Source organism: Paenibacillus sp. LC231 (assembly GCF_001860525.1).
In the GTDB taxonomy this organism is placed as follows: Bacteria; Bacillota; Bacilli; order Paenibacillales; family Paenibacillaceae; genus Paenibacillus_AQ.
In genome coordinates this window covers 70,461-95,807 of sequence record NZ_JFOM01000002.1, presented here as the reverse complement: position 1 = coordinate 95,807, position 25,347 = coordinate 70,461, and the positions used below count along the sequence as shown (strand labels likewise).

Sequence of the window (25,347 nt, the reverse complement as noted above, 5' to 3'; positions counted from 1 at the left end):
GAAAACCAAGAAAACCTCTCCTTCGAATCATGCTGGCTGCAGCCAGCATCCATTCAAAAGAGAGGTTTTTATTAGCGTATATTGATAATTAGCAATCCATTATGTGACCGTTACATTATTTAAATGAAGCGTAACCTTGGTCAGCCATGACCACGCTGCCTGTAATCGCAGCGGCTTCATCCAGTGACACGAGATACACGGTATCCGCAACAACCTCAGGCTGTGTTAATTCACCGCCCATGACTTTGGCTCTCATGGAATCCAGCATCCCGGAATCCTTATAACCTTGGATAATCGGTGTATCCACTGCTCCAGGAGCAACGGCAACGACGCGAATGCCATATGGTGCCAGTTCAAGCGCAGCGGATTTGCTCATCATGATGACGGCGCCTTTTGTAGCGTGATAAGCAAACGTTCCCGGTGAAGCCAGGAATCCGAATACGGATGCTGTATTGATGATCACGCCTTTAATGCCAAGCTCTTTCATCTTTCTGCCTGCTGCGATAATACCGTAAGCCACCCCGTGCTGATTCACGTTAATGGTGCGATGATAGAGATCCATATTCTGCTCGAGGACCGGTCCAGCCCCGCCAATACCTGCATTGTTGTGCATGACATCGATGCGGCCGTAAAGCTCAACCGCTCTATCCACAAGCGCCTCGACGCTTTCTTGTTTGGAAACATCGACTTGAACGAAAGTGGCTTCGCCGCCTTCTTTTTTGATCAAATCGACCGTCTCTTGACCAGCTGCCTCATTATAATCGGCAACGACGACACGATCGCCTTTTCTTGCAAATTTAAGGGAGACCTGACGACCGATTCCGCTCGCTCCGCCGGTAATTACCGCTACACGTTGTTCTGACATTATCAATGACCTCCTAGGGTATAATAGCGTTATTGTTTGAACATTGTGTGTCCATGTCCTTGTGTTCATTGTAACGCTGCGTTATATTTAAGTAAATTTAAACCTAATTAATATTACTTAATTACAGATTAAGGATGGGGTCATATGAATCTTGAACAACTGGAATATATCGTGGAGACAGCCAAGACAGGATCGTTAACCAAAGCAGCCCAGAATTGCAACGTTACCCTTTCCGCCGTCAGCCAAGCAGTGTCCAGCCTGGAAGCCGAGTTCGGCTTCTCCTTGTTCACCCGATCGCGGCTTGGTGCCGTACCCACAGCAGAGGGCCAGCGAATCCTCCAGAAAGCCTATGCCATTTTGGAACAATTCCAGGAGCTGAAATCAGAAGCCGAAGGATATTCCAACCTGCTGAGCGGATCTTTGCGGATTGCTACGGTTCCGGTCCCCTTAACGCTGTCCATCGATGCCATTATCCAGTTCAAAAAGGACTTCCCCCAGATCAAACTCGAAATTACGGAAAAAGCGACACTTGATATTATTGAGGATATCAAACAAAATCATGCGGATATCGGTTTGATTTTTGTGGATGATTCCACCATTCATCAACACCGCGGACTTCACTTCGGCAAGCTGCTGGAGAGCAAATTCGTGGTGGGGGTCAGCCGTCAATCTCCACTTGCCATGCGGCAATCGATCACGCCCGAAGAACTGCGTAAATATCCCTTGGTTCTCTACAAGGATGACAGTCTGTTCAAGCTGATGGATGTATTCGAGGAGCAGTACGGGGAAATGGATCTGCTCTTCTCAACCAACCAGACAAGGGTCATACAGAAGGTCGTCGAAGAAAATGTAGCGGTCACGGTGGGGGTCGATTTGTCCTTCTCCAGCTTCACACCCGTACCTTCGGGAAACATCGTAACGCTGGAGCTGGAGATGCCCCCCGGCCACACTGCTTCTTCATTCGGATGGGTACAGCCCGGAACACACCATCTGTCGAAGCCGGCCTCGATCTTTCTGGACAAGCTGAAGCATCAGATTGGGTGAACGGAGCCTTTGCTTTCAATATAAAAGCCAACCGGCGTAGGCAAGGCTGTTATCCAGTCCCCTGCTCTTCGGTTGGCTTTTTTTAAAAATCTGAATTTTAACGCAATGACTCGCTGAGCGTCAAACTCACCGGGCAATGATCGCTTCCCATCACATGGCAGTCGATCTCGGCATCCTTCAGCTTCTCGGTTAAACGGGCAGACGCCAGAAAATAATCGATGCGCCAGCCGATATTCCGCTCCCTTACCTTGGCCATATAAGACCACCAGCTGTATACGTCCGTACGGTCCGGGTAGAAGTGGCGGAAGGAATCGATGAAGCCCGCTGCCAGCAGATCGGTCATTTTGCCGCGCTCCTCCAGGGTGAAGCCGGAATTGCCATGATTAGACTTGGCATTTTTCAAATCGATTTCCTGATGCGCCACATTCAAGTCGCCGCATACGATCACGGGTTTACATTCGTCAAGCTGAAGCAAGTAAGCACGGAACCGCTCCTCCCACTCCAGCCGATAATCCAGTCTGCTCAGGTCGCGCTTCGCATTCGGCGTATACACGTTTACGAGATAGAAGTCCTCAAACTCCAGCGTGATCACTCTGCCCTCGGGCTCGCTGTCTTCCTCCAGACCATAGCGAACGGACAATGGGGCAATTTTCGTAAATACCGCCGTTCCCGAGTACCCCTTCTTCTCCGCATAGTTCCAATATTGTTGATATTCCGGCCCTAAATCGAGCTCGATCTGCCCCGCTTGCAGTTTCGTTTCCTGCACGCAAAATATATCGGCATCCACCTGCTGAAAATAATCCATAAATCCCTTCGTTACGCAGGCCCGCAATCCATTGACGTTCCATGACACTAGCTTCATATCGCAACCTCCGTGGTATCCATATCGTTTAAGCGTGTTGAATCTATGAATCTTCTAAATTCTATTATGGTATCATTCACGGCTGAAACGAACAAGCAGCTACGAGCGCTTTCATCATAACTTCATAAACGGAAGATGAGACCCTGCGTGCATAATCCCGAGCCAAATCAGGAACAACATAAACGTTCGCAAAGTACGATCATTCGTACGTTCGCAATCGATGAGAACCCCACATAAGGAGGGAACACAGCATGACAGGCAGAAACAGCAAACCTAAGAACGACGGTCCTTCCAGCAGCCCTGAACGATTGGACCAATACGGTGATAAACTTGCTTCCGAGAATGAGGAAGAGTTTACTTCGGCGGCCGAGGAGCACTGTCGGGATCAGGAATAACGGATTTGATACGACTGTTGATGTACATTCGATAATCACCGCAGCAAAAACACCCATCCATGCCAAGTCAATGAATGGGTGTTTTTCCTAATCGATCGTCTGGGCAAACACGATGCCCGTCGGTTATAGCCATTCTGCTTCTCGCTGTCGTTACTCCGTCACTCCGCAGCGGTTGCCGTCTGGATCCGTCAGGGAGAAGCCCTTGAACCCGCCAAAATCCTCAATTTCCGTCACGTCGGCTCCCTTGGCAACCAATCGTTGATGAATTTCACTTACATTCGTGGTATGCAGGTTGAAGTATTGCCCCACGCCATAATCATTTCTGGGAAAAACCGGCTGCTTCACTTCATAGGACCGCACGAGGCAGAAGGAAACCTTCTCATCATTCATTCGCATGACCACCGCATTCGGTTCATCCGTATGGATCACTTCAAACCCGAGCATATCCGTATACCAGGCCGTCGAACGCTTCAGATCACTGACCGGTACAAAGATGCCAACGCCGTACAAAAGGGATTTTTTCAAAATACCTTCCTCCTCTTTGATTTGCTTATATAGCTGCTGACACATAAGTAACGAAATTTCGGGCTAAAACCAAACAGCGTCCAAATATAATGTTTTATTCCGTAAGTTTCCATACGTTTCCATCCGGATCTTCCATATAAAATGCAAGGGCTCCGCCAACCCGGCTCAATTTGCTTATTCTTATTCGCAGCTTCGTCAATTGGAGATACGAGGTACAAATGGCTTTGGGATCCCTTTTCCGAAAAGCCTCCACAAGCCCATCCAAATCCAGTCCTGCCGCTGTGCCTGCCCGGGATTTCGCTTGCAGCTTAGGTTCCATGCCTGTTTGCTGCAAGCGATGCAGCTTCTTCAGCCTGGTTCGCGCACGTCCGAGCGACACCTGAACCGTCCCTTCCGACATGAAGAGAAAATCAGCCGTCTCCCTGGCCGTGAAATCAAAAACGTCCATCAGCAGCAAAATAACCATCGCCCGTGGGGACAACCGGTCCGCTAAGGCCTCCAAGAGCTCTCTGGTGGACAAGCCGTCATCCTCGGCCGCCCTATCTCCTAACGCATCCTCGGAAACCCTCATTCCGGGCTTATCCTTCTTCAGTCGGTCCTTCCACGCGTTGCTTGCGATGCGATATAAATAGGCATTGGACAGATGTTTTCCAGGATCGGTTTCAACGGCTCGCATCACCTTTAACATGACATCCTGCAGCAGATCCTCCGCTTCCCATGGATCTCCTGAGATTCGCATACAGTACCGGTGCAGCTTCGCCTGCACATTGGATAAGTCCGGCATATACTTCGGCATCATCATTCCCACCTCGCTAACTAGTTCTGCGAGTGCCTACGTTTTCCTGCTGAATGTTTGCGCCGTCCTTGTTCCATATACGCACCCATACAAAAAAACCGCCTCCCCACTAATGTCGGAAGACGGCTGATTGGCTCGATCTGACAACGTTTATTTCACCAAACTGTCCAGCACGTTATCAATGATCTGGCCGTTGGCAATCGTACCGGTATACAGCCAGCTTGTATCTTTTCCATATTCATAGATGTTGCCGTTCTTAACGGCGGGAATATTCGCCCAGAGCGGATCTTGGAGCACTTCAGCCCCTTCGCCGTCGCTGTTAATAAAGAACAGATGATCCGCGTCGAGCTCGGCCAATTTCTCCAGGGAAATGGAGGACCAGTTGCCTGTAGCCGATGCCGAAATTTCCTTCACCACGTCCGGTACCGTAAGTCCCAAGTCGCCATACATAACGGCTCCACTGGACAATGTCTCGCTAACGACGAACAATTTACCGCCGACAAGCCAAATCGCTGCAGCAGATTCACCGCCGATCGATTGCTGGATTTTCTCCTTGGCCTCCTTTGCCTTCTGCTCGTATTGATCGAGCGCCGCTTGCGCTTCCTCTTCCATGCCAAAGATTTCCCCCACTTTCTTCAGCTCTTCGCGCCAATCATTATTGACCTCATTGCCGATGACGTAGGTTGGAGCAATCTTCTCGTATTGACTGTACTTGTTGCCTTCTACCATGGAAGCCGAGTCCATGATCAATAAATCCGGCTGGAAGCTCGCTACCGCTTCAAAGGGAAGATCATGCTCAATCGTAGGCACATCCTTCAATGAATCCTGCAGATAATCCTGGACGCTTCCGCCTTTGACCGACCACTGCGCGATCGGGGTAATCCCTAGCGCCACCAGGTTATCCTCCAAGTAAGAAGCGATGACCCGTTTCGGCTCGGCTGGAATTTTCACCTCATGGCCCATGGCGTCTTTCAGTGTCCGTTCCGTCTTGGTCTCTGCGCCACCTTCACTTGGCTTGGCTTCGGTGCCGCCGCTCTGCTCGTTTGGCGTTTGCGCCTCCGTTGGCTCGTTCCCGGCTGCGTCCTTGCTATTTCCACAAGCTGCAAGCAGCGTGAAAGCTGCCAAGAGTCCTGCGATTATCCATATTTTTTTCTTGAACCGACTCATTAATCAGGTCCCCTTTATGTATATTTTTTCTGCTTAGATCACTAGCAATCTTGGGATGAAGTGATATAATAATAACCATGATAATGAAATTCATTCTCAATTACAATACTTTCATTTTTATTTTTTTATCAACACGAAGGTTTAGGTGACTATGCAAGCAAATCAGCCCATTAACAAATCAACCGCAAAATCCATCTACCGCCCCAAGACAGCCGCGGCCGTCATTCTGCTGGGGCTTGGTCTGCTGGCTGCCGCGATGGCATCCTCGATTATCTATGGTGCTTCGAACATTAAGTTGTCCACCATATGGGAAGCTTTTGTCCGCTTCGATGCCCATTCCACCTCGCACCAGATTATCCAGAGACTGCGCATGCCGAGGGCCCTGGCAGCTGCATTGATCGGCGGTTCCCTGGCGGTTTCCGGAGCCATCATGCAAGGCATGACAAGAAACGCGCTTGCTTCCCCTTCCATTATGGGAGTCACCGCAGGTGCCACTTTCATGATGTCGATCGGGTTTGCCTTTATGGAGTCGCCATCCAACACCGTGCTCATGCTGCTATCTTTTGCCGGTGCGGGCCTTGGGGCCGGACTCGTGCTTCTCATCGGCTCGTTATCCAAACGGGGCCTGACGCCCGTCAAGCTGGCTCTGGCCGGATCTGCCGTAACCGCGCTCCTGAGCTCGATTTCCTCGGCCACTGCCATCCGCTTTAACGTTGCCAAGGATATCAGCTTCTGGTATGCCGGAGGCGTGTCGGGCGTGCAGTGGGTGAACGTGCAGCTTCTGATCCCTGTCGCCATCATTGGGCTGCTCATTGCACTCGCGCTCAGCAGATCCATTACCGTCATAAGCCTGGGCGAAGAGGTCGCTACCGGGCTTGGCCAAAAAACAGGAACCGTGAAGTTCCTTGGCACGCTCGTTGTGCTGCTCCTCACGGGCGCAGCGGTAGCTGTGGGCGGAACGATCGGATTCGTGGGGCTTGTCATCCCGCATATTGTTCGCTTCATCGTAGGTCCCGACTATCGGCTGATCATCCCTTGCTCCGCTGTCATGGGAGCACTTCTGCTGGTGTTTGCCGATGTGGGGGCGCGGATGATCAACCCTCCGTTCGAGACGCCTGTTGGCGCAATTACGGCCATGATCGGCGTTCCTTTCTTCCTCTATCTTGCACGTCGGGAAGGGAGGGGGCTGTAGCGATGAATACAACGCGAAAAATCATGTCCGTGTCGATGATCCTGCTGCTGGCCATATTAGCCGTGTTTCTGTTCAGCCTGAATATGGGCACGATGAAAATCCCGCTCGCTGAGGTCATCAAAGCATTCAACGGGACGGGATCTGAGCAAAATTATACCGTTCTGATGCACTTTCGTTTACCCCGCATGGTCATTGCCATCCTGATCGGTGCGGGAATCGCCGTCTCCGGTGCTATTCTGCAGAGTGTTTCGCGGAACGCGCTGGCAGACCCGGGCATCCTAGGCATTAATTCCGGAGCAGGACTGGCCGTTGTGCTGTATATCTTTTATTTCCAAGGCAGCTCGTTCAGCTCCGGCATATGGTCTGTCTATATCATGCCTTTTGCCGCCCTATTCGGTGCATTTCTTGCCGCCTTTCTCATCTATTCGCTGGCCTGGAAGCAAGGCGTAACGCCGATCCGGCTGGTGCTTGTGGGGATTGGCATTAACGCGGCTTTCGGCGCGCTTATTATCGTGTTCCAGCTCATGATGGACCCTAACAATTTCATGCAGGCTACCATCTGGCTGTCCGGAAGCATTTGGGGCGTAAGCTGGGAATATGTCGTTGCGATCCTTCCATGGATCCTTCTGCTGATTCCCTGGGCGGTGTATAAATCGCAACATTTGAATGTGCTGAACCTTGGGGACCACACGGCAGCGGGACTTGGGGCCACGGTAGAACGCGAGCGAAGAACGCTGCTGTTCATTTCCGTTGCCCTGGCTGGCGCCTGCGTGGCCGTTGGCGGCGGCATTGCGTTTCTTGGACTGGTTGCTCCGCATCTGGCGCGTAAGCTTGTGGGTCCCCGTCATCAGGGAATGCTGCCGGTCTCCGCGCTGCTCGGCTCGCTGGTGCTGCTTGTGGCCGATATGATAGGCAAGAACTTGATGGCCCCTTCCGAAATTCCGGTTGGATTGGTTGTCTCCTGCCTCGGAGCTCCCTACTTTATTTATTTGCTGATCAAGGATTAATTGAATGAGTTTAAAAAAAGACGGCGATCACCTCCCGAATCCATTCGGAGGTAATCGCCGTTGTTTTGTATCATGTGCTAAAGATTGATTGGCGTACATCAGCGAGTGCTATGCACTGCTCTGACTCAGCTCGGAGGCAACCTTTTTATTCCGCAAACCAAAAAGACCGCATTACGCGGTCTTTCATAAGCCGTGCAACTGCGTCACGCAGCGGCTTTATTAGTGAGCACGCACCAGGATCTTCACCTGATTCTTCTCTTTGAGGAGAGCCTCAAAGCCCCGTTCAATAACCTCATCCAGTTTGATCCGCTGGGTGACCAGCTTATCCGCCGGGAAGAACCCTTTTTCCATCAGGCTAATGACAGCCGGGAATACGTCGCGATAACCGATGATTCCGGTAATATTCCGTTCCTTCATCACAACATCGTTTGGCACGATGGGAGCTGAAGTTTCGAATATGCTGACAATCATAATCTGTCCTCCAATCTTCGTAGAGTTGATCGCTTGATTCAGCACGGGCGGAACACCCGTCACTTCAAATGCAACATCTACCCCGCTGCCGGTACGGCGATGAAGTTCCTTAACCACATCGTAAGCCTTCGGATCAATCACGATGGCACCCAATTCTTCAGCCTTTTGTTTACGCTCAGCCGACAGCTCCACGGCGTAAATCTCGGACGCCCCTGCTGCCTTCAATGCCTCGATAACGAGCAGACCGATCGGCCCCGCACCGAATACAACTGCCCGATCCCCTGCCTTCAGCTGGCTTTGGCGTACGGCATACAAAGCGACTGCCGAAGGCTCTACCAAAGCCCCTTGTTCATAGGAGACGCTATCCGGAATTTTATGAACCATATGCTCATCCGCGGCGACATATTCGGAGAATCCGCCGCCACCGCCGGCAAGGCCAAGAAAACCCATTTCGTCGCACAGATTGTATTTTCCTTGTTTGCATGCTGCGCATTTTCCGCATGCAAATACAGGCTCAACAACCACGCGGTCACCAGCCTTGAATTTCGTAACGCCTTCGCCAACCTCTACCACCTGGCCGGAAAACTCATGGCCCATAACCACCGGAGCCTGTTCTCCAGTAAGGGTGTGAGGCGTATTCTCAGGTATAAATATAGGCCCGGCTACGTATTCGTGGAGATCGCTGCCACAAATCCCGCACCATTCAACCTTGATTTTCACTTTTCCACTCGTAACTTGCGGCTCCGCAATGGTCTCCAAACGCAGATCCTTTACTCCATGCCAGCGCAATGCTTGCATTGTCTTCATCTCCTTATAGGTTCGAAAAAATAAAAACAAAATAGGAAACGTTTCCGAAATCAAATATGTCACAGTTTTGACAATCTGTCAAACACGATGGACCAAAATGTATGAAAAGTCATGGACAACCGGTGATCAGGGTTCATCACTTTTTTAAGGAGTTGCAGCAATTTATGCGTCCTCTTCCGCCGCACCTCTTTTCTTAGCGAGGTGTTCCATGAATTGAAGGTATTCTTAATGTTATAATATAGATATTACTCCATCAGGATTTAGAATCAGATTAATAACAGGAAACGTTTCCGATATAGAGAGAGGACTTTTTGAATATGGTGAATCCCAAAAAATTGACGATTGAAGATGTCGCCAAACAAGCGGGCGTTGGCATTGCCACCGTGTCCCGAGCCATCAACGACAGCAAGGGGATCAGTCCGAAAACGAAAGCACGGATCATGCAGGTGATCGAAGAAATCGGATTTAGTCCGGATACATCGGCTCAAAGCCTGAAGGTTCGGCAGACGAATCAAATCGCCTTGGCCGTGCCTGACATCCGAAATGCAATCATCCCGGAAATCGCCTGGTCGGTGGAACAGACCGCCAAGCAGCACGGATATCGGGTCGTTCAGATCAATACGGCCGGGAACGCCCGTAACGAGCTTGAAATCGTGAGAGATATCAAGAAGCTGCACGTAGACGGCTTGATTATCATGCCGCTGGCTTATCCGAAAACGCTGGGCGACCTGATCAACAAATCCAGCCTCCCCGTCTCGATCATTAATTACGGGAAACAGCTGGGAGATGAGTATAAAGCCGATATCGTCGGCCTGGCACGCCAGGAGGGCAGGCTTGTCATGGAGCATCTGCTGAAAATCGGTCGGACCCGCATTGCCTACGCGGGTGCGCCTAAAGATAAAATCGAAGAGCGGTATTGGGCCTATGAGCAGTCGCTGACGCAAGTCGATCCGTCGCTTGTCTATTTCGGGGAGGATTTCTCGTTTGAAACGGGGGTTCGTGCGGCGGACTATTTCTATGGCCTGAAGCATATGCCGGACGCCATCTATGCGGTAAACGATATGGTTGCGATCGGCATCGTCAACCGTTTTAAAGAGCTGAAGGTCCGGGTACCCGATGATGTGGCCGTCGTCGGCATCGATAACAATGTATGGACCACCGTCACAACGCCTCAGATCAGCTCGGTGTCCATCATGGGCGATGAAGTAGCCCGGCTGGCTACGGAATTGCTACTCAAGCGCCTTCGCGAGCAAAAGTCCGGCCAATACGAACGCGTGCAATTCGAACCGAGGCTCATCGTCAGGGAATCCAGCGTATCCGTTATACGAAACGCAACAACCGACTAGGATGAAGGAACCAAGCCCATAAAGAAGAGCCTGGAACGCGGAGTTCCAGGCTCTTTCCCATTTTTTAAAAATCACGCTTAATGACTTAAGGTATATAAGTAATAGCCGTAGTCGGTGGGCGTTCCCGGATGTCCGATTTGGCGGAGCATGGCGGTTACGTTCCCTCGGTGGTACGTCCCGTGATTGACCAAATGCTGAATATATTCCAGGCAGTTGGCTTTAAAGTCTCCGGAAGGATAGACGGTTTCCAAATCCTCATGCAGCTCAATGAAAAGCCTGAAGCGCACCGCCAGATCGTCCATTAACTGGCCCAATTCTTCGATTCGCTTGCCTTCCGTCTCCGCAACCAACCGAGCAATCGAATCCTTCAGACTCTCCAAGTACGCAGGCGACATCTCCGTGACCCCGCCCTCGTTAAAGAATGCCAGCCAACCGGAATCAATGACATAGATATGCACCATCGTGTCATAAATGGATGGAAAGACGCTGACAATCTCCTTGCGGTATACCTCTTCCGAAAGCCCCTGCAAATATTCGCAAACCTTCCGGTTAGCCCATACGTGATAATCGTACTGCTTCAATATACATGTTTTCAAATCGTTGTTCCCCTTTTCATAGCGGGGAAGTCACGCAGTTTAAGGGCAATTATGCGTTAATCCCCTTATAAGTTTGCCCGTGAACGATTGTTGTTTTCATCTCGAACGCCTCCTGAAAATAATCTGATGCTATTCTAGCATAAAAAACATCTCAAACGCCTCATTTAATCGCACCAGACTCAACGTGTTCGGTTGAAAAAAGGGGATCGCCTTCATGTATTAAACGTCAGTCACCGCTTACCGAACTTCTTGCTCCTGAAAAAATCGCGGCAGATACGAACGGTTCCGCTCCAGCATCTCATCCAGCATCGCTTCCGCGGCACCAACGGAATCGATGAGCGGATGAACGCTAAGTGCGAGCAGCGCTTTCTCTCTACTTCCCGTTACTGCCGCTTCGATAGCCAAACTTTCGTAGGTTTTCACGGCCTGGATCAGGCCCACCGCCGCAGCCGGTACTCGCTCGACCGGCACCGGAAACGCACCGTTCTTCGTCACGACGCAATTCACCTCGATACTGGCATCCACCGGCAGGAAGTCCAGCGTGTCTCCGTTCATGACATTCAGCGTCTGAATCTCACCGCTATCCGTATGAATAGCCTTCATCAGATTGACGGCCGCCTCGGAGTAATAAGCACCGCCGCGCTGCTCAAGCTGCTTCGGCTTTTCCGCGAGCCCCGGCTGCTCGTAAATCTCGAACAGCTCTTCCTCAAGACGTTGGACCGTCTCGGCTCTTGTCTCCCCTCTTACCGCGGCAGCCTGCTGCTCCTCCAGCATCTCGCGATGGAGGTAATAATATTTTAAATAATAGGACGGAATCGCACCCATCGCCCGAATCAGCGTATCATTCCAGGCCAACTGAGGCACGTTGCCGGCTGAATAGCTCCCGCCTGCAGCCAGCAGCTCCTCCAGCTTCGACTCCCCGTCAACCTCAATTCGGCTGATCCAGTGCAGATGATTCAATCCGGCAAACTCGCAGTAGATGCGCTGCGCCGGCACCGCGTAAAGCCCGGACAACCATTTGTAAGCGGCGATGGGGGAGTTGCACAAACCGATGGAGCGGATGCCGGAGTGCTTCATGATGGCTTCCGTTACCATCCCGGCGGGATTGGTAAAATTCAACAGCCAGGCGTCCGGACATAATGCCTCCATGTCCTTGCATATATCCAGAAGCACCGGTATCGTACGCAGAGCCTTCATCATGCCGCCGGCTCCGGTCGTCTCCTGCCCGAGCATTCCGTATTTCAAAGGAATCGTTTCGTCCCAGCCTCTGGCCTCCAGCAGCCCGACTCGCATCTGAGTCGATACATAATGGGCATTCTTCAGACCTTCCTTACGGTCCAAGGTTAGCGTAATCCGAATCGGCAATCCGCTTCGCTCAATCATCCGCTGGGCCAGGCTGCCTACAATTTCGAGCTTACGGCGGCCTTCCGGGATATCCACGAGGACGATATCCGTCACCGGAAACGACGCATAATGGCGGATGAAACCTTCAATCAGCTCTGGGGTATACGAGGATCCACCACCGATAACAGCAACCTTCAATCCAGTGCCCATTCCACATTCCTCTCCTTCACGGCAAGCTCTTGCTGCAATTGTTCATACACGGCAGTGCCCGGAACGACGCCGCTATCATCCATTGCGAGCAGGACGGCACCTGCTGCCGGCTCAAGGGCCAGTATACGCAGCCGGCTATTCGGGGCTGCCGCAAGAACCTGAGACTCGATATACGGAACGACATATTCCCTTTCTCCCCTGGTCAGGACGCTGCCAGCCAGCACGACGTCGAAGGCGTCATTGCCCATGTTAAGCTTATGAATAACCGCGCTGGCGACCTTCCCCAGTTCCATCCCTTGTCTCTCCAATATCTTTCTTGCAGCCTCATCCACGGGTGCAGCTTGAAACAGCAGCTTCGCCAATGTATGCGGCGCCCTTCTGCCCTCGTCCAAAAATCGGTGAAACATCTCCTCTACGCTGCTGAATCTAAGCGCATCCAGCGTGAGCGGCGTCAAAGAAGTCGGCTTCTCGCGGCCTTCCCAGGAACGAACGACCGTCCGAAACACCTCGACGGCAAGGTCAACGCCTCCACCGAAATCGCCGAACGCATAACCGAATCCTCCAATCTGAACCTCCTCGCCTGCCGCGTTGACGCCGTAACCGTTCGTTCCGCTGCCGCATATTAAGACGACGCCGTCCCTCTGTCTTGTACCGGCTCTCATGGCAATGACGGTATCGCATACGATATGGTGTTTCTTGAACCCCATGGCGCCGATCATGGGACGCAAAATGTGGAAATCCGCCTCACGGTCGGCTCCCGCCAGTCCAAACGACGCACAGGCGATATTTTCCCGCTGTAGTCCCGCCTGCCCAAGTGCTTCCTCCACGGCCTGCCTGATGCTTGCTTCCGCAAGCGCTGCCCCAAGCTGATGGTTGCCGCAGCCGCCCATTCCCTTTCCTGCGATTCGTCCCGTCTCGTCCGCCACGACGGCCAGCGTTTTGCTTCCTCCGCCATCGACTCCCAAGTAGTAATTCAAGTATGATCTCTCCTATGATGCCCGGCTCATGAAGCCGTCCTGCCCAAGGAATGCCAGCGGATATTCCGCAAGCCCCTGAAAGAACGACGGCTTCGCCGTGACGTTTATTTCGATGCTTCCAGCTTCTGCTTGTTCTCCTGCCATTTTGCCGTTTTGTACTTCAATAGCTTGTCATAACCCGCTTTTTGCGCATCCGCCTCTGCCTTATCCAGAAGCGAGAGCACTTCCTGATCTGAGGAGGCCGAGCTGATCGCCTTTGCTCTAACCTGCTCATAAATTTCGAACACCCGCTGTGCAATAATGCCTTCCTCCGAATCGCCTGCCGGATCGAGATTAACATACTCCGTCGTGTTCATCTGCGTCTTCCAGGTAATCTCCGATTGCCAATACGTTTCGAAGTTCCGCTTCTCCGGCGGAAGCGTGGATTCGAATTTCATCTTGGAATTGTCGACATACACCGTGTTGCCGTTCCACTGGAAGTTGACCGTGGCGTTCATCAGCTCATCGCGTCCCTTCGCATCGCTGGTGAATTTATCGGTGAACAGCGGCATGTCCTCTTCGTCCGTCCCGTCCCAGTACAAACCTTCAGGTCCCCACATGATCGTCCGCTGGCCCTCGGGACCGGTAAACCAATCCAGGAACGCGAAAATAGCTTCCGGATCTTTTGCCGCTTGCGTAATGACGCTGACGTTCCAGCCAAGCTGTTTGTAGTCGCCCGGGAAAATTTTGTTGCGATCCAATCCTTCCTTGTGGACCGGCCATATCATGATGTAACCAGCATCGGGGTCTTGTGCCTTCAGTAGATTGTTGCCCTTGGAACCGAACTCGGTAGGGCTGGATGCCACATATACTGCCACATTGCCGCTCAGAATCTTCTGTTCAACTTGCTCCAGCTTCTGTGTGAAGGCATCCTGCGTAATGAGTTTCTCGCGGTACAATCGGCTCATATATTGAAGCAGCTCGCGATAAACGCGATCCGTGAACAGCGATACGAGTTGATCCCCTTGGGGTACGGCAATCATACTGTTGAACGTATACGGGCGATTCTCGGCAAAAGCCGACACCATGATGTCCACGCCCGCTGCCGATTGGCCTACCTCCAGCGGAACGACATTCGGATACTTCGCCTTCACTTGCTTCAGATAGGCGTACAGATCATCCGGCGTTTCCAGTTTTGGCGATCCGAGCTCCTCGTAAATCTTTTTATTGACGAGATAGCCGGCATTGCCGTTCGGCTGCGTTGTATACCAGTTCGGGAATTGATACAGCTTGCCGTCCGGCGAGCGAAGCAAATCGAGCGTGGACTCCCCGGCCCATTTTTTCAAATTCGGGTATTTATCCAAATAATCGTCGAACGGCACCAACATGCCCTCGGCACGAAGCCTCTCAACCTCCGCCCCCCGATCCATCCATATGACATCCGGCAGCTCCCCGGACACAATCATCGTACTAAGCTTGTTCTTGGCAACGCCGCCGGAGCTGACCGGGACCACGTTGACCTTCTTGTTCTCCAGGATCCACTTGGTTGCCGGATCCGCACCCCAATCCGGCATGGTATACCAGTCATAGTGGCCGTAGAACGAAAATTCCAGCGGGTTCTCTCCCAGCACAAAGGTATCCTCTCCGGCTGGCTTCTCCTTGTTTTGCGAGCCTGGGCTCTCATTCTCCGGGCTTGCTGAGTTACCTCCTGAGCCCGAACATCCCGTTAAAGCCATAACGATGACAAGCGTGACTGACCATGCAGATAGAAGCCTTTTTCCCCTTTTTTTCATTCCAAGTGCTCCCTTCATGATTCATCTATGGTCAAAGCTGCCGCTTCAAACCCTTGGCAAGGTTGCTGGTGAATTACTCCTTCAAAGAACCGATTAACACACCCTTCACAAAATACTTCTGAACGAATGGATATACGCACAGGATCGGGACGGTTGCCACCATCATGGTCGCCATGGACAAGGACTTGGTCGTTACGGCCTTCATCGCGCTCATCCGGCCCTGCGCCGCCGCATCCATGTTCTGCATTTGTTCCATCATGATATTGGCATTGAGGATCTGCTGAAGCTTCGTCTGTATCGGCAGCAGATCCGCGTTAGATATGTAAATGCTTGGCGCAAACCAATCATTCCAATGATATACGGCCGTGAACAACGACAGGGTCGCAATGACCGGTCCCGATAGCGGAAGCACGATTCGGAAGAATACGCCCCAGTTCGAGGAACCGTCGATATGGGCCGACTCCTCAAGACCGGGCGGGATGCCCTTAAAGAACGTGTGGAATATGATCATATTCCACACGCTGATGATACCTGGAATGACCATCACCCAGAACGTGTTCATCAGGCCCAGCTCCCGAATAAGCAAATAATTCGGAATGAGTCCGCCGCTGAAGTACATCGTTACGATGCAAGTAACCATATAAAAATTTCGGCCCATCAACTCGCGCTTGGATATGCCATAAGCGAATATGGCGGTTGCTACAATGGATAGAAGAGTACCGATGACCGTGCGTAGCACCGAGATGACGAACCCGTCAATGAGGCGCTCGTCCTTGAACACGACGCGGTAATTCTCCAGCGTAAATTCGCGCGGCCAGAACGTAATGCCGCCCATCATCGTGTCAGTCCCCGAGTTAAACGAGATGATGGCCGCGTTCCAGAATGGGTACAACGCGATAAATGCCAGCAATGCCAAAGAGCCGTAGATGAACCCAACGAATACCCGGTCTCCGTTTGACAGCCTCATATGCATCTCTCCCCTTTCTTCCCTACCATAGGCTGTTCCCCGATCGTCGGGCCCAGTAGTTGGCTCCGGCCAATAACAATACGCTGATGATTGCCTTAAATAGACCTGCCGCCGTAGCATAGGAGAATCGGCTGTTCTGAATGCCAATCCGGTAGACGTACGTGTCCAGCACGTCGCTGACATCCCGCAATACCGGATTGCCGGCCAGCAGCAAAATGTCCTCAAAACCGGCATTCAGGAAATTGCCGATCGCCAAAATCGAGAACACGACGATAATCGGCATGATGGACGGAATCGTGATGGAGATGATCTGCTTCAGACGGCTTGCACCGTCAATTGATGCCGCTTCATACAGCTGGGGATTGATGCCCGCAATCGCCGCCAAATACACAATGGAGGAAAAACCGATCTCCTTCCACACATTCGTTACCGTCAGGATGCTCCAGAAGTACTTCGGCTCCGATAGAAAATTGATCGGTTCATCGATCAGGCTCAGCTTCTGCAGCAGAATGTTCAGACTGCCGTTGTCCGTGGACAGAATAGAAATCGCGAAGCCCGAGACGATAACCCACGACAAGAAGTGAGGCAGATAGCTGATGGTCTGGACGATTCTTTTGAAGGAATGCCTCCCTACTTCATTCAGCATTAACGCAAGCAAGATCGGTGCAGGAAACCCGATGCACAGCTTCAGCAAGCTGATGACCAGAGTGTTCCGTATAATGGTCCAGAACTCCGGAGCCCCAAAGAACATCTCAAAATGCTTGAAGCCGACCCACGGGCTGTTCAGAAACCCCTTGAACAAACTGTAGTCCTGGAACGCCATGAGCACCCCGTACATGGGAATGTAGCTGAAAACCAGAATGAACATCATGGCCGGAAGCACCATCAGCTGTATATCCCATTGCTTCAGAAAGCGGCGCAAGCGCCCTTTCTTCACATGCGTCTCCGCCCTGCTGTCGATCCCGGTTTGCGGCACTGGCATCTCCCCCTTTTTATTTTGTGTTAGGTTTATTGACATATTCTTGAGATGCTTGCCACTTTATTGTATCGCCTGACCAGGCACATTTCTCTGCTAAAACAAGCAAAAACCAGCACTATTTCACTGGTTTTTAGGAATGTTGCTTTTGTGAAGCCTTCGGCGTCATGCCGATGTGCTTTTTGAACAGCCGATTAAAGTTGGTCAGCGTACGGAATCCGCATTCCAGGGCGACGTCCATCACTTTCATATGGCCTCCTTCCAGCATCGTGACCGCCTGCTCCAGCCGAATGTGGATCAGGTACAAGAGCGGCGGCATTCCGACCGCACGCTTGAATATTTCGCTGAACCTGGAAGGACTGAGATAGACCAAAGAAGCCAATTCCTCCAGCGTCCAGGGGTGGGCAAAATTTTGCTCCATCACCATGATGACTTGACGCATTTTCTCCAGCTGCCGTTCGCTGATGCTGGGTTCGCTCCCGCCCTCCCCTTCGATCCGGCACTCCCGGTTTACAGTGGCCAAAAATTGAAGCAGAAGGGAGTAAACTACCGTAGCGTAAGACCGCTGTTCCCCCACATGCTCCTTCTGCAGCTCAAACAGCAGCGAACGCAGCTTATCCATCGCCGGGTGGTCGCGGGGGATCAGGTTCATGTAATGCTTGCCCATCTCGCGGAACGGGCTGAACAGCTCCGGATCGAACCGGAGGTTATGGATAAACCAAGTCGAATCGAATGAAATGACGGTCATGACAAGATCCTTCGTTTCGTAAGCGCAATGAAGATCATTCGAGTTGATGAGCAGTACATCCCCTTGCTGGAATTCATATTTTTGCCCATTGATGATGTAGTAACCCGTACCGGATTTAATGTAATTTATCTCCAGCACGTTGTGCCAATGAAGCTTTTGATAGGGGCTGGTCACGCCAATCGTATCGGCGACAAAAACCGGATAATTCTTGGCTAATATTACTTTTTCCTTCGGTATCGCTTCTTCCCGCATGATCGATGGCATGATAAATCCCTCCATAACCGATATTTTTTTGTAAGCGTTGCATCCATACATTTCTTGTGAAAAACTCTATCATCTATGTTCCATAGTTGTAAATAAAAAGCTGCCCCAAATGTCATTTCTGACCTGGGGCAGCTTGTTGGTGCGATGATTCCAGAACAATAAGTGGATGCTGATCAAGGAAACTTCAACATACCTGATCAAATCCTGCTGAATACCTGATAAACTAGTTGGCCGGCGTGAATTTGATCCAGTCATAGTACGCACGGACCGGCGAACCCGGGTAATTGAACTTCCCGGTCCATATCTCGGCCGGTCCCGATCCCGACCATAGGTTAACCATGATATGGCCCGGACTAGTCGGTAGCGCCCCGCGTGAGCCATTCTCCGTGTGGACCAGTTGGCCGTCTACATACCACTTGATGGATGATGGCGACCATTCGAACGCATAGTTATGGAAATCGAGCGACGCATCAAACCCTAAATTGATGATGGTGCTGTGCTGACCTACGCCATTGGTAAAATAATTTGTTTCCATCTTCGTGGTGTCTTTCCCCAGGATTTCAATATCAATTTCGTCATTGGACGTGCCTGTGGCTTGACCGGAATACGTAAAAAGGCTCGTAACCAAGCCCGTTCCCTTGGCCGCTTTAATCCGCGCTTCAACACGGCCGTAGCCGTACTTTAGATGTGTCGCATATTCACCGGAAGCATAGGATTTGCCCGAGCAGCTCGCAGGACATCCCGCATTGTCCAGTCGTAAAGCCATAATTCCGTTTGAGAACTCCTGGTTTGCCGCCCTCCAGCCCACCCCGAAATCCGGACCATTCGCCCATCCATCGGAAGTGTAGAACAGATTAGGGTTTGTGCCATTCAGCGGCTCATTAAATGCAACGTCGGCAGCCGACGCTTGAATCGGTACCAACAATCCGCACAACAAGCTGCCAGCCATAAGTACAGTCGTCATTTTCTTTCTGAACACACTTAGCTTTTTCATGAACAACACCTCTTTCTTGAAATGTAGTGAGTGAATGCAAGCAAGAAAATTCGTGCCTCCGTAATCTCTGATCTCTTTAAGACCTCCCTCCATCAAATGGATGTAATAACCACCGGGAATGGTGGATCAATTCTATCGTACACACAAATATTTTGGAAATCTCAGCCATTTTAAGGATAAAACGACACTATTTAACGGCACTTGCTGCCTTTCCAAGCGAAAAGACTGCAGCAGGGTTTTGCTTCTCCCTGTTACAGTCTTGTTATGCATATCCTCTCCTATGTACTACTAAATCGGAACCGGCACATGCTGCTGCCGATACGAGGTAGGCGACACGTGGTGATATTTAGCAAATGCTCTCGAGAACGTGTGGAGGTTGGAGTATCCCAGCGAAAAAGCCGCCTCCGTGACGGATACATCGGTTTCAGTCAGCAGCACCGCTGCCCGCTCCATCCGCAGCTTCATGAGATAATGGCTTGGACTGATGCCGTACATTCGAATGAATTCACAGTACAGATGCGTCCGGTGTACGCCGGCATGCTCGACCACATCCGTAACAGTGATCCCCTCCATGTAATGGGAATCCATATAATGGACGCTTTGCTCAAGCCAGTTCGATTTACTCCCTTTTTGGACCGCGGCACCCGCCAGCAGCTCAAACAGACGGTATAACCATTTCTGTCGTGCAAACTCGTTTCCGACGGTTTCGTTGTCAACGCACCTGTTCATTTGATCCAGCACCGCCTGCAGCTCACCCTTCATCGCGTTACGCACATATGGCTTGCACGCATGCAGCCCGATCCGGCTCAAAGCCATGTCGGTCAATCCTCCATCCAAAACGACCCACTGCATGCGCAGCGCCGGTTCGAGATGGCCGTTCGGCTCCCAGTAGCTGTACCTCGTATGAGGAAACAGGCAAAAGACATCCCCTGCCGACAGCGTAACCTCCTCGTCCCCGTAAGCCAGTGAAACCATTCCGTTCAGAACAAAATGCAGCGCATAATTTTCGGATACTTTAGGGCCTACGAAATAGTGGGGTTTGACCCGGTTCCGGCCTGTACGCAGAATCCAGATTCCACCCCCTTTTTCCATATCCGAAGGTATGGAGTACTTCATATCGGCATATTCGAAGACCATTTCCTTCACACGATATCCCTCCCTCACAAAAAATGTTTCCTGCTACCTTGGAACCCTGGCATGATACGCCTGCCTTCACCGCATAAAAACAACAAAGAGGCACGGCTTCATGGCCATGCCTCCAGTGATCTGGTCGACGAGCTTTGCGTTCTTTTTTGCGTTGTACTCCACTCGCAATCCGAGTTTAAGCCATTCGATCGCTTATACTCCCCATTCCTTGCGCGCTTCAGCAACTGACTTCTGGGGTGTGCGTCCCCAAGCATAATGCCCTTTGGGTTTGCGGCCGATCCATCGCTCATCCACCGGTTCGGATGCAAGCTGATAGCGGGTATCCGCGCTGATACGGTAACGGTTGGTGCTGTTATTCAGCGAAGTGTGCATCATATACATTCCGAATATAATGGCGTCGCCGGCTTCAAAAGCGGTCGTCGCCCATTGCCCGCCGTAACGTTCCACAATCTCGACGGGATCCTCGGAGAACCAGCCCGTAGCGATATTGTCACGATCAACGTCCATTTCCCCGTAGGTCTGCTTGATTTTCGTAAAATGCTGGGAGCCTAGGCACATCGCCAACGTTCCCATTTCAAGAGGGATGTCCCCAAACGGCGTCCACATGGTGTACAGATTCTTCGTGCCTCTGCCCATATACACAACATCGTAATGAGCGCCGGTATTGCCTCCGTGGGCGACAGCGCGCGGCCACTTATAGTCGTATGTCATCGCGGGTCCGCCCAGCAATCGTCCAAAAAAGTCCAGCACCGCCGGCGAATTGACAACGTCCAAAAACTGAGGGAAGTCGGGCTGCGACTGCTCGGTACCGCCGCCCCACATTCCGCTCTTATTCTCCGCTCCGATGACGCCGTCTTCGACAAGGGCATGGGGATCCAGCCTGCCCATGGCCTCCAGCTTACGCAAAAACTCCATTCTTGCGTTCAAGACCTGATCCCGCTTATGGAATCCGCGAATCAGGAGATATCCATCCTCCTGCAGCCGATTTCGCAGCGCTCCCGGTTCCTCCAGAATGTCATTGCAGTCTCTTAATTCCGTGAGATATTTGCCACCCCACTCCAATTCCCGTTGTCCGATGGTCACCTTCATAGCGAACCTCCCCTTCTTGTCCGTCAGGATCAACCTGAAGCGAAAACATTCACGCTTCAAGTATCCTTATCCTAGAGGATCCGGAAGAGGAAGTCGTTACTGAAAACCGAACCAAATTTACGCATAACCCGTCTGCCTTTGCGGTAGGTGTATCGTTAGCGAATCAGTGATGATATAAGCGCTGCCGGTTTCTCCACTCCGATGGGGGGCAGCCCTCCATTTTTTTGAACCAGAGCGAGAACGAGTGAAGCTGGGAGAAGCCGACCGATTCAGCAAGCGTCTGGAGGTCTTTATCGGAGGAGCTTAGGAGCCATTTCGCTTCCGCAAGCCGGCATTGCTGCTGGTACTGCTTCGGAGTCATGCCGTATATTTTGGCAAACTGCTTGCGAAACCCGTCCTCGGACAGTCCCGCCATCTCCGCCAGGGTAGAGACATGCATTGGATCCCGGATATGCTGACGAATGAAGTCGCCGATAAACGAGATGGACAACGCTTGATGATCGGAATGGGAGTGTTCGCTCAGAAATAATAGCAACAGTTCCACCCAAACCAGATAATTCCGAAGCGGGTCTTTCAACGGGGACGAATGGATTCTCAGCCATTCGCGAAACAACCGTTCATAACGGTCCCGATCCAGATGGGATAAGGCAATAATACGAGTGCGGTCATCCTGAATGAGCCTGTCGAACAGCTCTCTCACCTCGGGCGGAATGCCGTCGACCAAGAGCACGCCGAATCGTATGGGAGACAAAGCGTGGAACGAATGGGGCACTTCAGACGGTATGAGAACCACGTTTCCGGGCTCCACTCTCGCTTCCCTGCCGTGCGCGCAAAAGCGGCCGCTTCCTTCCATGATCAGCGTGATCTCCAGTTCCTGATGGCTCCTCAAGCCGTCGTCTTCCCAATGTTCATCATGCGCGCCAATAAAACTTTTACATTCCATCATCAAGGTCGGTGTTCCCCCTTGCCGCATGTGATTTTCGAACGATTATGATTTCAACTATACCGTCGATAAACCTTACGTCAAGTCGGGGGAAATCTGCGAGATGTACCTTGACTCAGGTAAACTCAGCATGATCAAGCTTCACCTGCTGCAATCTCATTCTCCTTATAGCTGATCCAGTCGCTCCAGCTGCCTGCATACAGCTTCACATTGCGGTATCCCGCTTCTCGCAAAGCCAGCACGTTCGGGCACGCGGACAGCCCGGAGCCGCAGTACACAATCACTTCATGATCTGGATCTATTCCCGCAAAACGCTCCCGCTGCCGCTCAGCTCCCTTCAGCGTCCCGTCTTCATCAACCCCATCCTTCCAATAGGCGTGCACCGCCCCCGGAATATGTCCTGCTACCGGATCCAGCGGCGCCGTTTCTCCCGTGAACTGCTTCCAGTCCCTTGAATCGAGCAGGGTCACGCCAATTGCGCCAAGCTTCACCCTTACCTCGTTCACATCAGCCAGCCAATCCTCCTGCACGCTTGCCTGGAAAGAGCGCGGCGTCACCTCGATTTTCCCCGAGATAAGCGGATATCCGGCTGACTTCCAGCCTGCGAAACCTCCATCCAATATAAAGGCCGAACCGTGGCCCAGGTATTTCAAAATCCACCATAACCGCGCTCCTTCCGGGCGGAGGTCATCGTCATAGACAACGACAGGCGTATTTGTATCGATTCCGAGATTGCCGAGTCGCCTGGCCAGCTCATCCGGTTGCGGCAGCGGACTCCGGCCGCCATGCTCACCTGGCGGATCCATCAGATCCTTTTTCAAATCAATGAATACAGCCCCGGGCACATGTTCACGCTGATAAGCCTCGAGGCCGTATCCCTCATTGCCCGGGCTGAATCGGACATCCGCGATAACCAGCTGATCCGGGTTCGACTCCAGCTGCTTCAGCACCCATTCCTTGCTTACGAGATTTGACAATAGCTCCACATCCCTTCTGATTTCCAGCGGCTGTTTTTAAATCGTAAACTCCAAATCCTCTTCTGTCTTTACGTCATAGATCGCAGAGTAGATGTCGTTCTGAATCTTCAGGAGACCGACATCCTCCCGCTTGCGCGGACGCTCATGGGGAATGTCGAAAATGTGGTGAATGCGCCCGGGACGCGGGGATAGCAGGACGACCCGGTCTGCAAGAAAAACGGCTTCGGATACGTCGTGGGTCACAAACACCACCGTCTTCTTCTCCTCCTGCCATATGCGGAGCAGATCCTGCTGGAGCTGAAGCCGGGTCAAATGGTCCACCGAGCCGAAAGGCTCGTCCATCAGGAGGATGTTGGGGCTGCTTACAAGCGCCCTAGCGATCCCTGCCCGCTGCCGCATGCCTCCCGACAGATGATGGGGATACTTGGAACCGAATCCCTGCAGACCGACCATGTTCAAATATTTGTCTACGAGCGTTTGCCGCTCCGCTTTTTTCATGCCGGCGAGCTCCAGCCCAAGGCCGACATTCTGCGAGATGGTACGCCACGGATACAGGGATGCATCCTGGAATACGACACCTGAGCTCCGCGTGGGTCCTTGAACCTTCGCGCCATCCAGCAAAATTTCTCCCTCCGTCGGAAGCTGCAACCCCGCCAGCAGCTCGAGCAGCGTGCTTTTCCCGCAGCCGCTCGGCCCGAGGATGCACAGGAATTCGCCATCACGGACCTGCAAGTTAATATGTTGAAGCGAGATCGTAGGAAGATCACCGTCATAGACCTTTGAGACATTTTCCACCGTAAATCCGGACATATGAACGCCTCCTGCCACACTTTATTTTTTCGGAATAAACCTCAGGTCCAGAATGTCCTCCACCTTGTAAATCTCATCCTGGAAGCCTAACTCCTTCTGAATCTGCTGAGTATCGTTCAGCGCGCTGATGTCCACGTCCGGGTTGTTCTCCCACAGCACCTCTTCACGTTCCAGCGCCAGATCCAGCACCTCGGGATCAATCTCGATATGGTTCAGATAGTACGCCTTATACTCGTCAGGATGGCTCTTCGCATATTCCTGCGATTTAAAATAGGCCCGCAGCAGCTTCTCGACCAATTCCGGTTTCTCGTTCAATATGCCGTCACGCGCCGCCAGTACTCCGGTGTGGAAGGTCGGCAGATAATCCCAACCTGTAGCGATGATATGGCCTTTTCCCTGCTTCTCCGCGAGAGAAGCGAACGGCTCATGGATGATGGTGGCGTCAACCTGTCCGGTTTCCAAACTCGCATAAGCCGCCTGATGCGTGCTGTTAGCAATGAAGGTTACATCCTCCGGCTTCAAGCCATGCTCCTTCAGAATGACTCGTGCATACACCTCCAGCCCGCTGCCAAACACGGCGATGCCCACCTTCTTGCCCTTCAGGCCTTCCACCGTCTTGATCTCCGGCGAGGCAATCAGGTAGAACGGTCCTTTGGTCCGGAACATGGAGGAGACGATTTTGACGGGAGCACCCTTGCCCGCTGCCACAATCGCTGTCGTCGTGGCTACGTCAACCACGTCAATGTCCTTGCTGGTCAGACCGGCTATCGGGTCCTTGGTGGTAATGAACTCGACGTCGAGTCCTTCCTCCTCAAAGAATCCCTTCTCCGCCCCGAAGGACACCGCCAATCCGCTAACGCCGCTAAGCGGCGCGTAACGGATCTTCTCCAGCTTGGTTCCCGCAGCGCTTTCTCCGGCCTCTGTGGGGGTTGCTCCCTTGCCGCTATCCGTGCCGCTTGCGCAGCCGGCCGTTATGGCGATTAACCATAACGCCGCAAGCGCTATGATGTATGGACGTATTTTTCTTCTGTACATATGAATCTCTCCCCTTGTATGT

The 25,347-nt window shown here is 52.1% G+C and carries 25 protein-coding genes; 5 read left to right on the top strand and 20 right to left on the bottom strand.

Annotated elements, in window-relative coordinates:
- Positions 1-115 precede the first annotated feature (115 nt).
- Positions 116-865, bottom strand: coding sequence for an SDR family NAD(P)-dependent oxidoreductase (locus AK95_RS00435; RefSeq protein ID WP_071217931.1), 750 nt, complete (start codon positions 863-865; stop codon positions 116-118).
- 144 nt (positions 866-1,009) lie between these two features.
- Between AK95_RS00435 and AK95_RS00430 the strand changes: the two genes are divergently transcribed.
- A complete protein-coding gene (locus AK95_RS00430) occupies positions 1,010-1,909 on the top strand; it encodes a LysR family transcriptional regulator (protein WP_071217930.1) in 900 nt (299 codons plus the stop codon).
- Between the two features lie 97 nt (positions 1,910-2,006).
- Here AK95_RS00430 and AK95_RS00425 read toward each other — a convergent pair whose 3' ends face one another.
- Positions 2,007-2,771, bottom strand: a complete 765-nt coding sequence (locus AK95_RS00425; RefSeq protein ID WP_071217929.1) for an exodeoxyribonuclease III — start codon at positions 2,769-2,771, stop codon at positions 2,007-2,009.
- A 251-nt stretch (positions 2,772-3,022) separates the two neighbouring features.
- Between AK95_RS00425 and AK95_RS34405 the strand changes: the two genes are divergently transcribed.
- A complete protein-coding gene (locus AK95_RS34405) occupies positions 3,023-3,166 on the top strand; it encodes a hypothetical protein (protein ID WP_009595787.1) in 144 nt (47 codons plus the stop codon).
- Positions 3,167-3,316: 150 nt separating this feature from the next.
- Here AK95_RS34405 and AK95_RS00420 read toward each other — a convergent pair whose 3' ends face one another.
- From AK95_RS00420 to AK95_RS00410, 3 genes are all read right to left on the bottom strand, one after another.
- On the bottom strand, positions 3,317-3,691 hold the full coding sequence (locus AK95_RS00420) for a VOC family protein (RefSeq protein ID WP_071217928.1): 375 nt from the start codon (positions 3,689-3,691) through the stop codon (positions 3,317-3,319).
- A 94-nt stretch (positions 3,692-3,785) separates the two neighbouring features.
- Positions 3,786-4,493 carry an RNA polymerase sigma factor gene (locus tag AK95_RS00415; RefSeq protein ID WP_235612954.1) on the bottom strand — a complete coding sequence of 236 codons (708 nt, stop codon included), beginning with the start codon at positions 4,491-4,493 and terminating at the stop codon, positions 3,786-3,788.
- Between the two features lie 144 nt (positions 4,494-4,637).
- The gene (locus AK95_RS00410; RefSeq protein ID WP_071217926.1) at positions 4,638-5,654 is read right to left on the bottom strand and encodes an iron-hydroxamate ABC transporter substrate-binding protein; all 1,017 of its coding nucleotides are present in this window, start codon (positions 5,652-5,654) and stop codon (positions 4,638-4,640) included.
- A 151-nt stretch (positions 5,655-5,805) separates the two neighbouring features.
- Between AK95_RS00410 and AK95_RS00405 the strand changes: the two genes are divergently transcribed.
- A complete protein-coding gene (locus tag AK95_RS00405) occupies positions 5,806-6,846 on the top strand; it encodes a FecCD family ABC transporter permease (protein ID WP_071217925.1) in 1,041 nt (346 codons plus the stop codon).
- 2 nt (positions 6,847-6,848) lie between these two features.
- Positions 6,849-7,853, top strand: a complete 1,005-nt coding sequence (locus AK95_RS00400; protein ID WP_071217924.1) for a FecCD family ABC transporter permease — start codon at positions 6,849-6,851, stop codon at positions 7,851-7,853.
- A gap of 219 nt (positions 7,854-8,072) precedes the next feature.
- Here the strand turns inward: AK95_RS00400 and AK95_RS00395 are convergent, their stop codons facing one another.
- A complete protein-coding gene (locus AK95_RS00395) occupies positions 8,073-9,122 on the bottom strand; it encodes a 2,3-butanediol dehydrogenase (RefSeq protein ID WP_071217923.1) in 1,050 nt (349 codons plus the stop codon).
- Positions 9,123-9,448: 326 nt separating this feature from the next.
- Here AK95_RS00395 and AK95_RS00390 point away from each other — a divergent pair, with 326 nt between their 5' ends.
- Positions 9,449-10,477 carry a LacI family DNA-binding transcriptional regulator gene (locus AK95_RS00390; RefSeq protein ID WP_071217922.1) on the top strand — a complete coding sequence of 343 codons (1,029 nt, stop codon included), beginning with the start codon at positions 9,449-9,451 and terminating at the stop codon, positions 10,475-10,477.
- A 77-nt stretch (positions 10,478-10,554) separates the two neighbouring features.
- Here AK95_RS00390 and AK95_RS00385 read toward each other — a convergent pair whose 3' ends face one another.
- The 14 genes from AK95_RS00385 to AK95_RS00320 all read right to left on the bottom strand — a co-directional run bounded on the left by AK95_RS00385 (position 10,555) and on the right by AK95_RS00320 (position 25,325).
- On the bottom strand, positions 10,555-11,073 hold the full coding sequence (locus AK95_RS00385) for a DinB family protein (RefSeq protein ID WP_071217921.1): 519 nt from the start codon (positions 11,071-11,073) through the stop codon (positions 10,555-10,557).
- A 237-nt stretch (positions 11,074-11,310) separates the two neighbouring features.
- Positions 11,311-12,627, bottom strand: coding sequence for a 6-phospho-beta-glucosidase (locus AK95_RS00380; RefSeq protein ID WP_071217920.1), 1,317 nt, complete (start codon positions 12,625-12,627; stop codon positions 11,311-11,313).
- Complete coding sequence (locus tag AK95_RS00375; RefSeq protein WP_071217919.1) at positions 12,612-13,604, bottom strand: N-acetylglucosamine kinase; 993 nt, start codon at positions 13,602-13,604, stop codon at positions 12,612-12,614. The genes AK95_RS00380 and AK95_RS00375 overlap by 16 nt, the downstream gene beginning before the upstream one ends.
- Positions 13,605-13,708: 104 nt before the next feature.
- Entirely contained in the window at positions 13,709-15,376 is a 1,668-nt protein-coding gene (locus tag AK95_RS00370) for an extracellular solute-binding protein (protein WP_071217918.1), read from the bottom strand.
- A 73-nt stretch (positions 15,377-15,449) separates the two neighbouring features.
- Positions 15,450-16,343, bottom strand: a complete 894-nt coding sequence (locus AK95_RS00365) for a carbohydrate ABC transporter permease (protein ID WP_071217917.1) — start codon at positions 16,341-16,343, stop codon at positions 15,450-15,452.
- 22 nt (positions 16,344-16,365) lie between these two features.
- Positions 16,366-17,325 carry an ABC transporter permease gene (locus AK95_RS00360; RefSeq protein ID WP_071217916.1) on the bottom strand — a complete coding sequence of 320 codons (960 nt, stop codon included), beginning with the start codon at positions 17,323-17,325 and terminating at the stop codon, positions 16,366-16,368.
- A 127-nt stretch (positions 17,326-17,452) separates the two neighbouring features.
- Positions 17,453-18,331, bottom strand: coding sequence for an AraC family transcriptional regulator (locus tag AK95_RS00355; RefSeq protein WP_071217915.1), 879 nt, complete (start codon positions 18,329-18,331; stop codon positions 17,453-17,455).
- A gap of 223 nt (positions 18,332-18,554) precedes the next feature.
- Positions 18,555-19,325: a beta-glucanase gene (bglS, locus tag AK95_RS00350; RefSeq protein ID WP_071217914.1), complete on the bottom strand. Its 771-nt coding sequence runs from the start codon at positions 19,323-19,325 to the stop codon at positions 18,555-18,557.
- Between the two features lie 288 nt (positions 19,326-19,613).
- Positions 19,614-20,462, bottom strand: coding sequence for an AraC family transcriptional regulator (locus AK95_RS00345; RefSeq protein WP_235612962.1), 849 nt, complete (start codon positions 20,460-20,462; stop codon positions 19,614-19,616).
- Positions 20,463-20,663: 201 nt separating this feature from the next.
- Complete coding sequence (locus AK95_RS00340) at positions 20,664-21,560, bottom strand: phytanoyl-CoA dioxygenase family protein (protein WP_071217912.1); 897 nt, start codon at positions 21,558-21,560, stop codon at positions 20,664-20,666.
- Between the two features lie 163 nt (positions 21,561-21,723).
- Positions 21,724-22,506, bottom strand: coding sequence for a helix-turn-helix domain-containing protein (locus tag AK95_RS00335; protein ID WP_071217911.1), 783 nt, complete (start codon positions 22,504-22,506; stop codon positions 21,724-21,726).
- A 131-nt stretch (positions 22,507-22,637) separates the two neighbouring features.
- Positions 22,638-23,480 (bottom strand): sulfurtransferase, encoded by an 843-nt coding sequence (locus AK95_RS00330; protein WP_071217910.1) that lies wholly within the window; start codon positions 23,478-23,480, stop codon positions 22,638-22,640.
- A gap of 36 nt (positions 23,481-23,516) precedes the next feature.
- Positions 23,517-24,290, bottom strand: coding sequence for an ABC transporter ATP-binding protein (locus tag AK95_RS00325; RefSeq protein ID WP_071217909.1), 774 nt, complete (start codon positions 24,288-24,290; stop codon positions 23,517-23,519).
- Between the two features lie 21 nt (positions 24,291-24,311).
- Entirely contained in the window at positions 24,312-25,325 is a 1,014-nt protein-coding gene (locus AK95_RS00320; protein WP_071217908.1) for an ABC transporter substrate-binding protein, read from the bottom strand.
- Positions 25,326-25,347 lie beyond the last annotated feature (22 nt).

Bases quoted from the DNA above. Each gene is read 5' to 3' on its own strand.
- AK95_RS00320 (WP_071217908.1), bottom strand. From the start codon at position 25,325: ATGTACAGAAGAAAAATACGTCCATACATCATAGCGCTTGCGGCGTTA.
- AK95_RS00370 (WP_071217918.1), bottom strand. From the start codon at position 15,376: ATGAAAAAAAGGGGAAAAAGGCTTCTATCTGCATGGTCAGTCACGCTT.
- AK95_RS00435 (WP_071217931.1), bottom strand. From the start codon at position 865: ATGTCAGAACAACGTGTAGCGGTAATTACCGGCGGAGCGAGCGGAATC.
- AK95_RS00410 (WP_071217926.1), bottom strand. From the start codon at position 5,654: ATGAGTCGGTTCAAGAAAAAAATATGGATAATCGCAGGACTCTTGGCA.
- AK95_RS00355 (WP_071217915.1), bottom strand. From the start codon at position 18,331: ATGCCATCGATCATGCGGGAAGAAGCGATACCGAAGGAAAAAGTAATA.
- AK95_RS00365 (WP_071217917.1), bottom strand. From the start codon at position 16,343: ATGAGGCTGTCAAACGGAGACCGGGTATTCGTTGGGTTCATCTACGGC.
- AK95_RS00335 (WP_071217911.1), bottom strand. From the start codon at position 22,506: ATGATGGAATGTAAAAGTTTTATTGGCGCGCATGATGAACATTGGGAA.
- bglS (WP_071217914.1), bottom strand. From the start codon at position 19,325: ATGAAAAAGCTAAGTGTGTTCAGAAAGAAAATGACGACTGTACTTATG.
- AK95_RS00405 (WP_071217925.1), top strand. From the start codon at position 5,806: ATGCAAGCAAATCAGCCCATTAACAAATCAACCGCAAAATCCATCTAC.
- AK95_RS00415 (WP_235612954.1), bottom strand. From the start codon at position 4,493: ATGATGATGCCGAAGTATATGCCGGACTTATCCAATGTGCAGGCGAAG.
- AK95_RS00325 (WP_071217909.1), bottom strand. From the start codon at position 24,290: ATGTCCGGATTTACGGTGGAAAATGTCTCAAAGGTCTATGACGGTGAT.
- AK95_RS00425 (WP_071217929.1), bottom strand. From the start codon at position 2,771: ATGAAGCTAGTGTCATGGAACGTCAATGGATTGCGGGCCTGCGTAACG.
- AK95_RS00430 (WP_071217930.1), top strand. From the start codon at position 1,010: ATGAATCTTGAACAACTGGAATATATCGTGGAGACAGCCAAGACAGGA.
- AK95_RS00395 (WP_071217923.1), bottom strand. From the start codon at position 9,122: ATGCAAGCATTGCGCTGGCATGGAGTAAAGGATCTGCGTTTGGAGACC.
- AK95_RS00400 (WP_071217924.1), top strand. From the start codon at position 6,849: ATGAATACAACGCGAAAAATCATGTCCGTGTCGATGATCCTGCTGCTG.
- AK95_RS00345 (WP_235612962.1), bottom strand. From the start codon at position 20,462: ATGGTCTTCGAATATGCCGATATGAAGTACTCCATACCTTCGGATATG.
- AK95_RS00380 (WP_071217920.1), bottom strand. From the start codon at position 12,627: ATGGGCACTGGATTGAAGGTTGCTGTTATCGGTGGTGGATCCTCGTAT.
- AK95_RS00360 (WP_071217916.1), bottom strand. From the start codon at position 17,325: ATGCCAGTGCCGCAAACCGGGATCGACAGCAGGGCGGAGACGCATGTG.
- AK95_RS00390 (WP_071217922.1), top strand. From the start codon at position 9,449: ATGGTGAATCCCAAAAAATTGACGATTGAAGATGTCGCCAAACAAGCG.
- AK95_RS34405 (WP_009595787.1), top strand. From the start codon at position 3,023: ATGACAGGCAGAAACAGCAAACCTAAGAACGACGGTCCTTCCAGCAGC.
- AK95_RS00340 (WP_071217912.1), bottom strand. From the start codon at position 21,560: ATGAAGGTGACCATCGGACAACGGGAATTGGAGTGGGGTGGCAAATAT.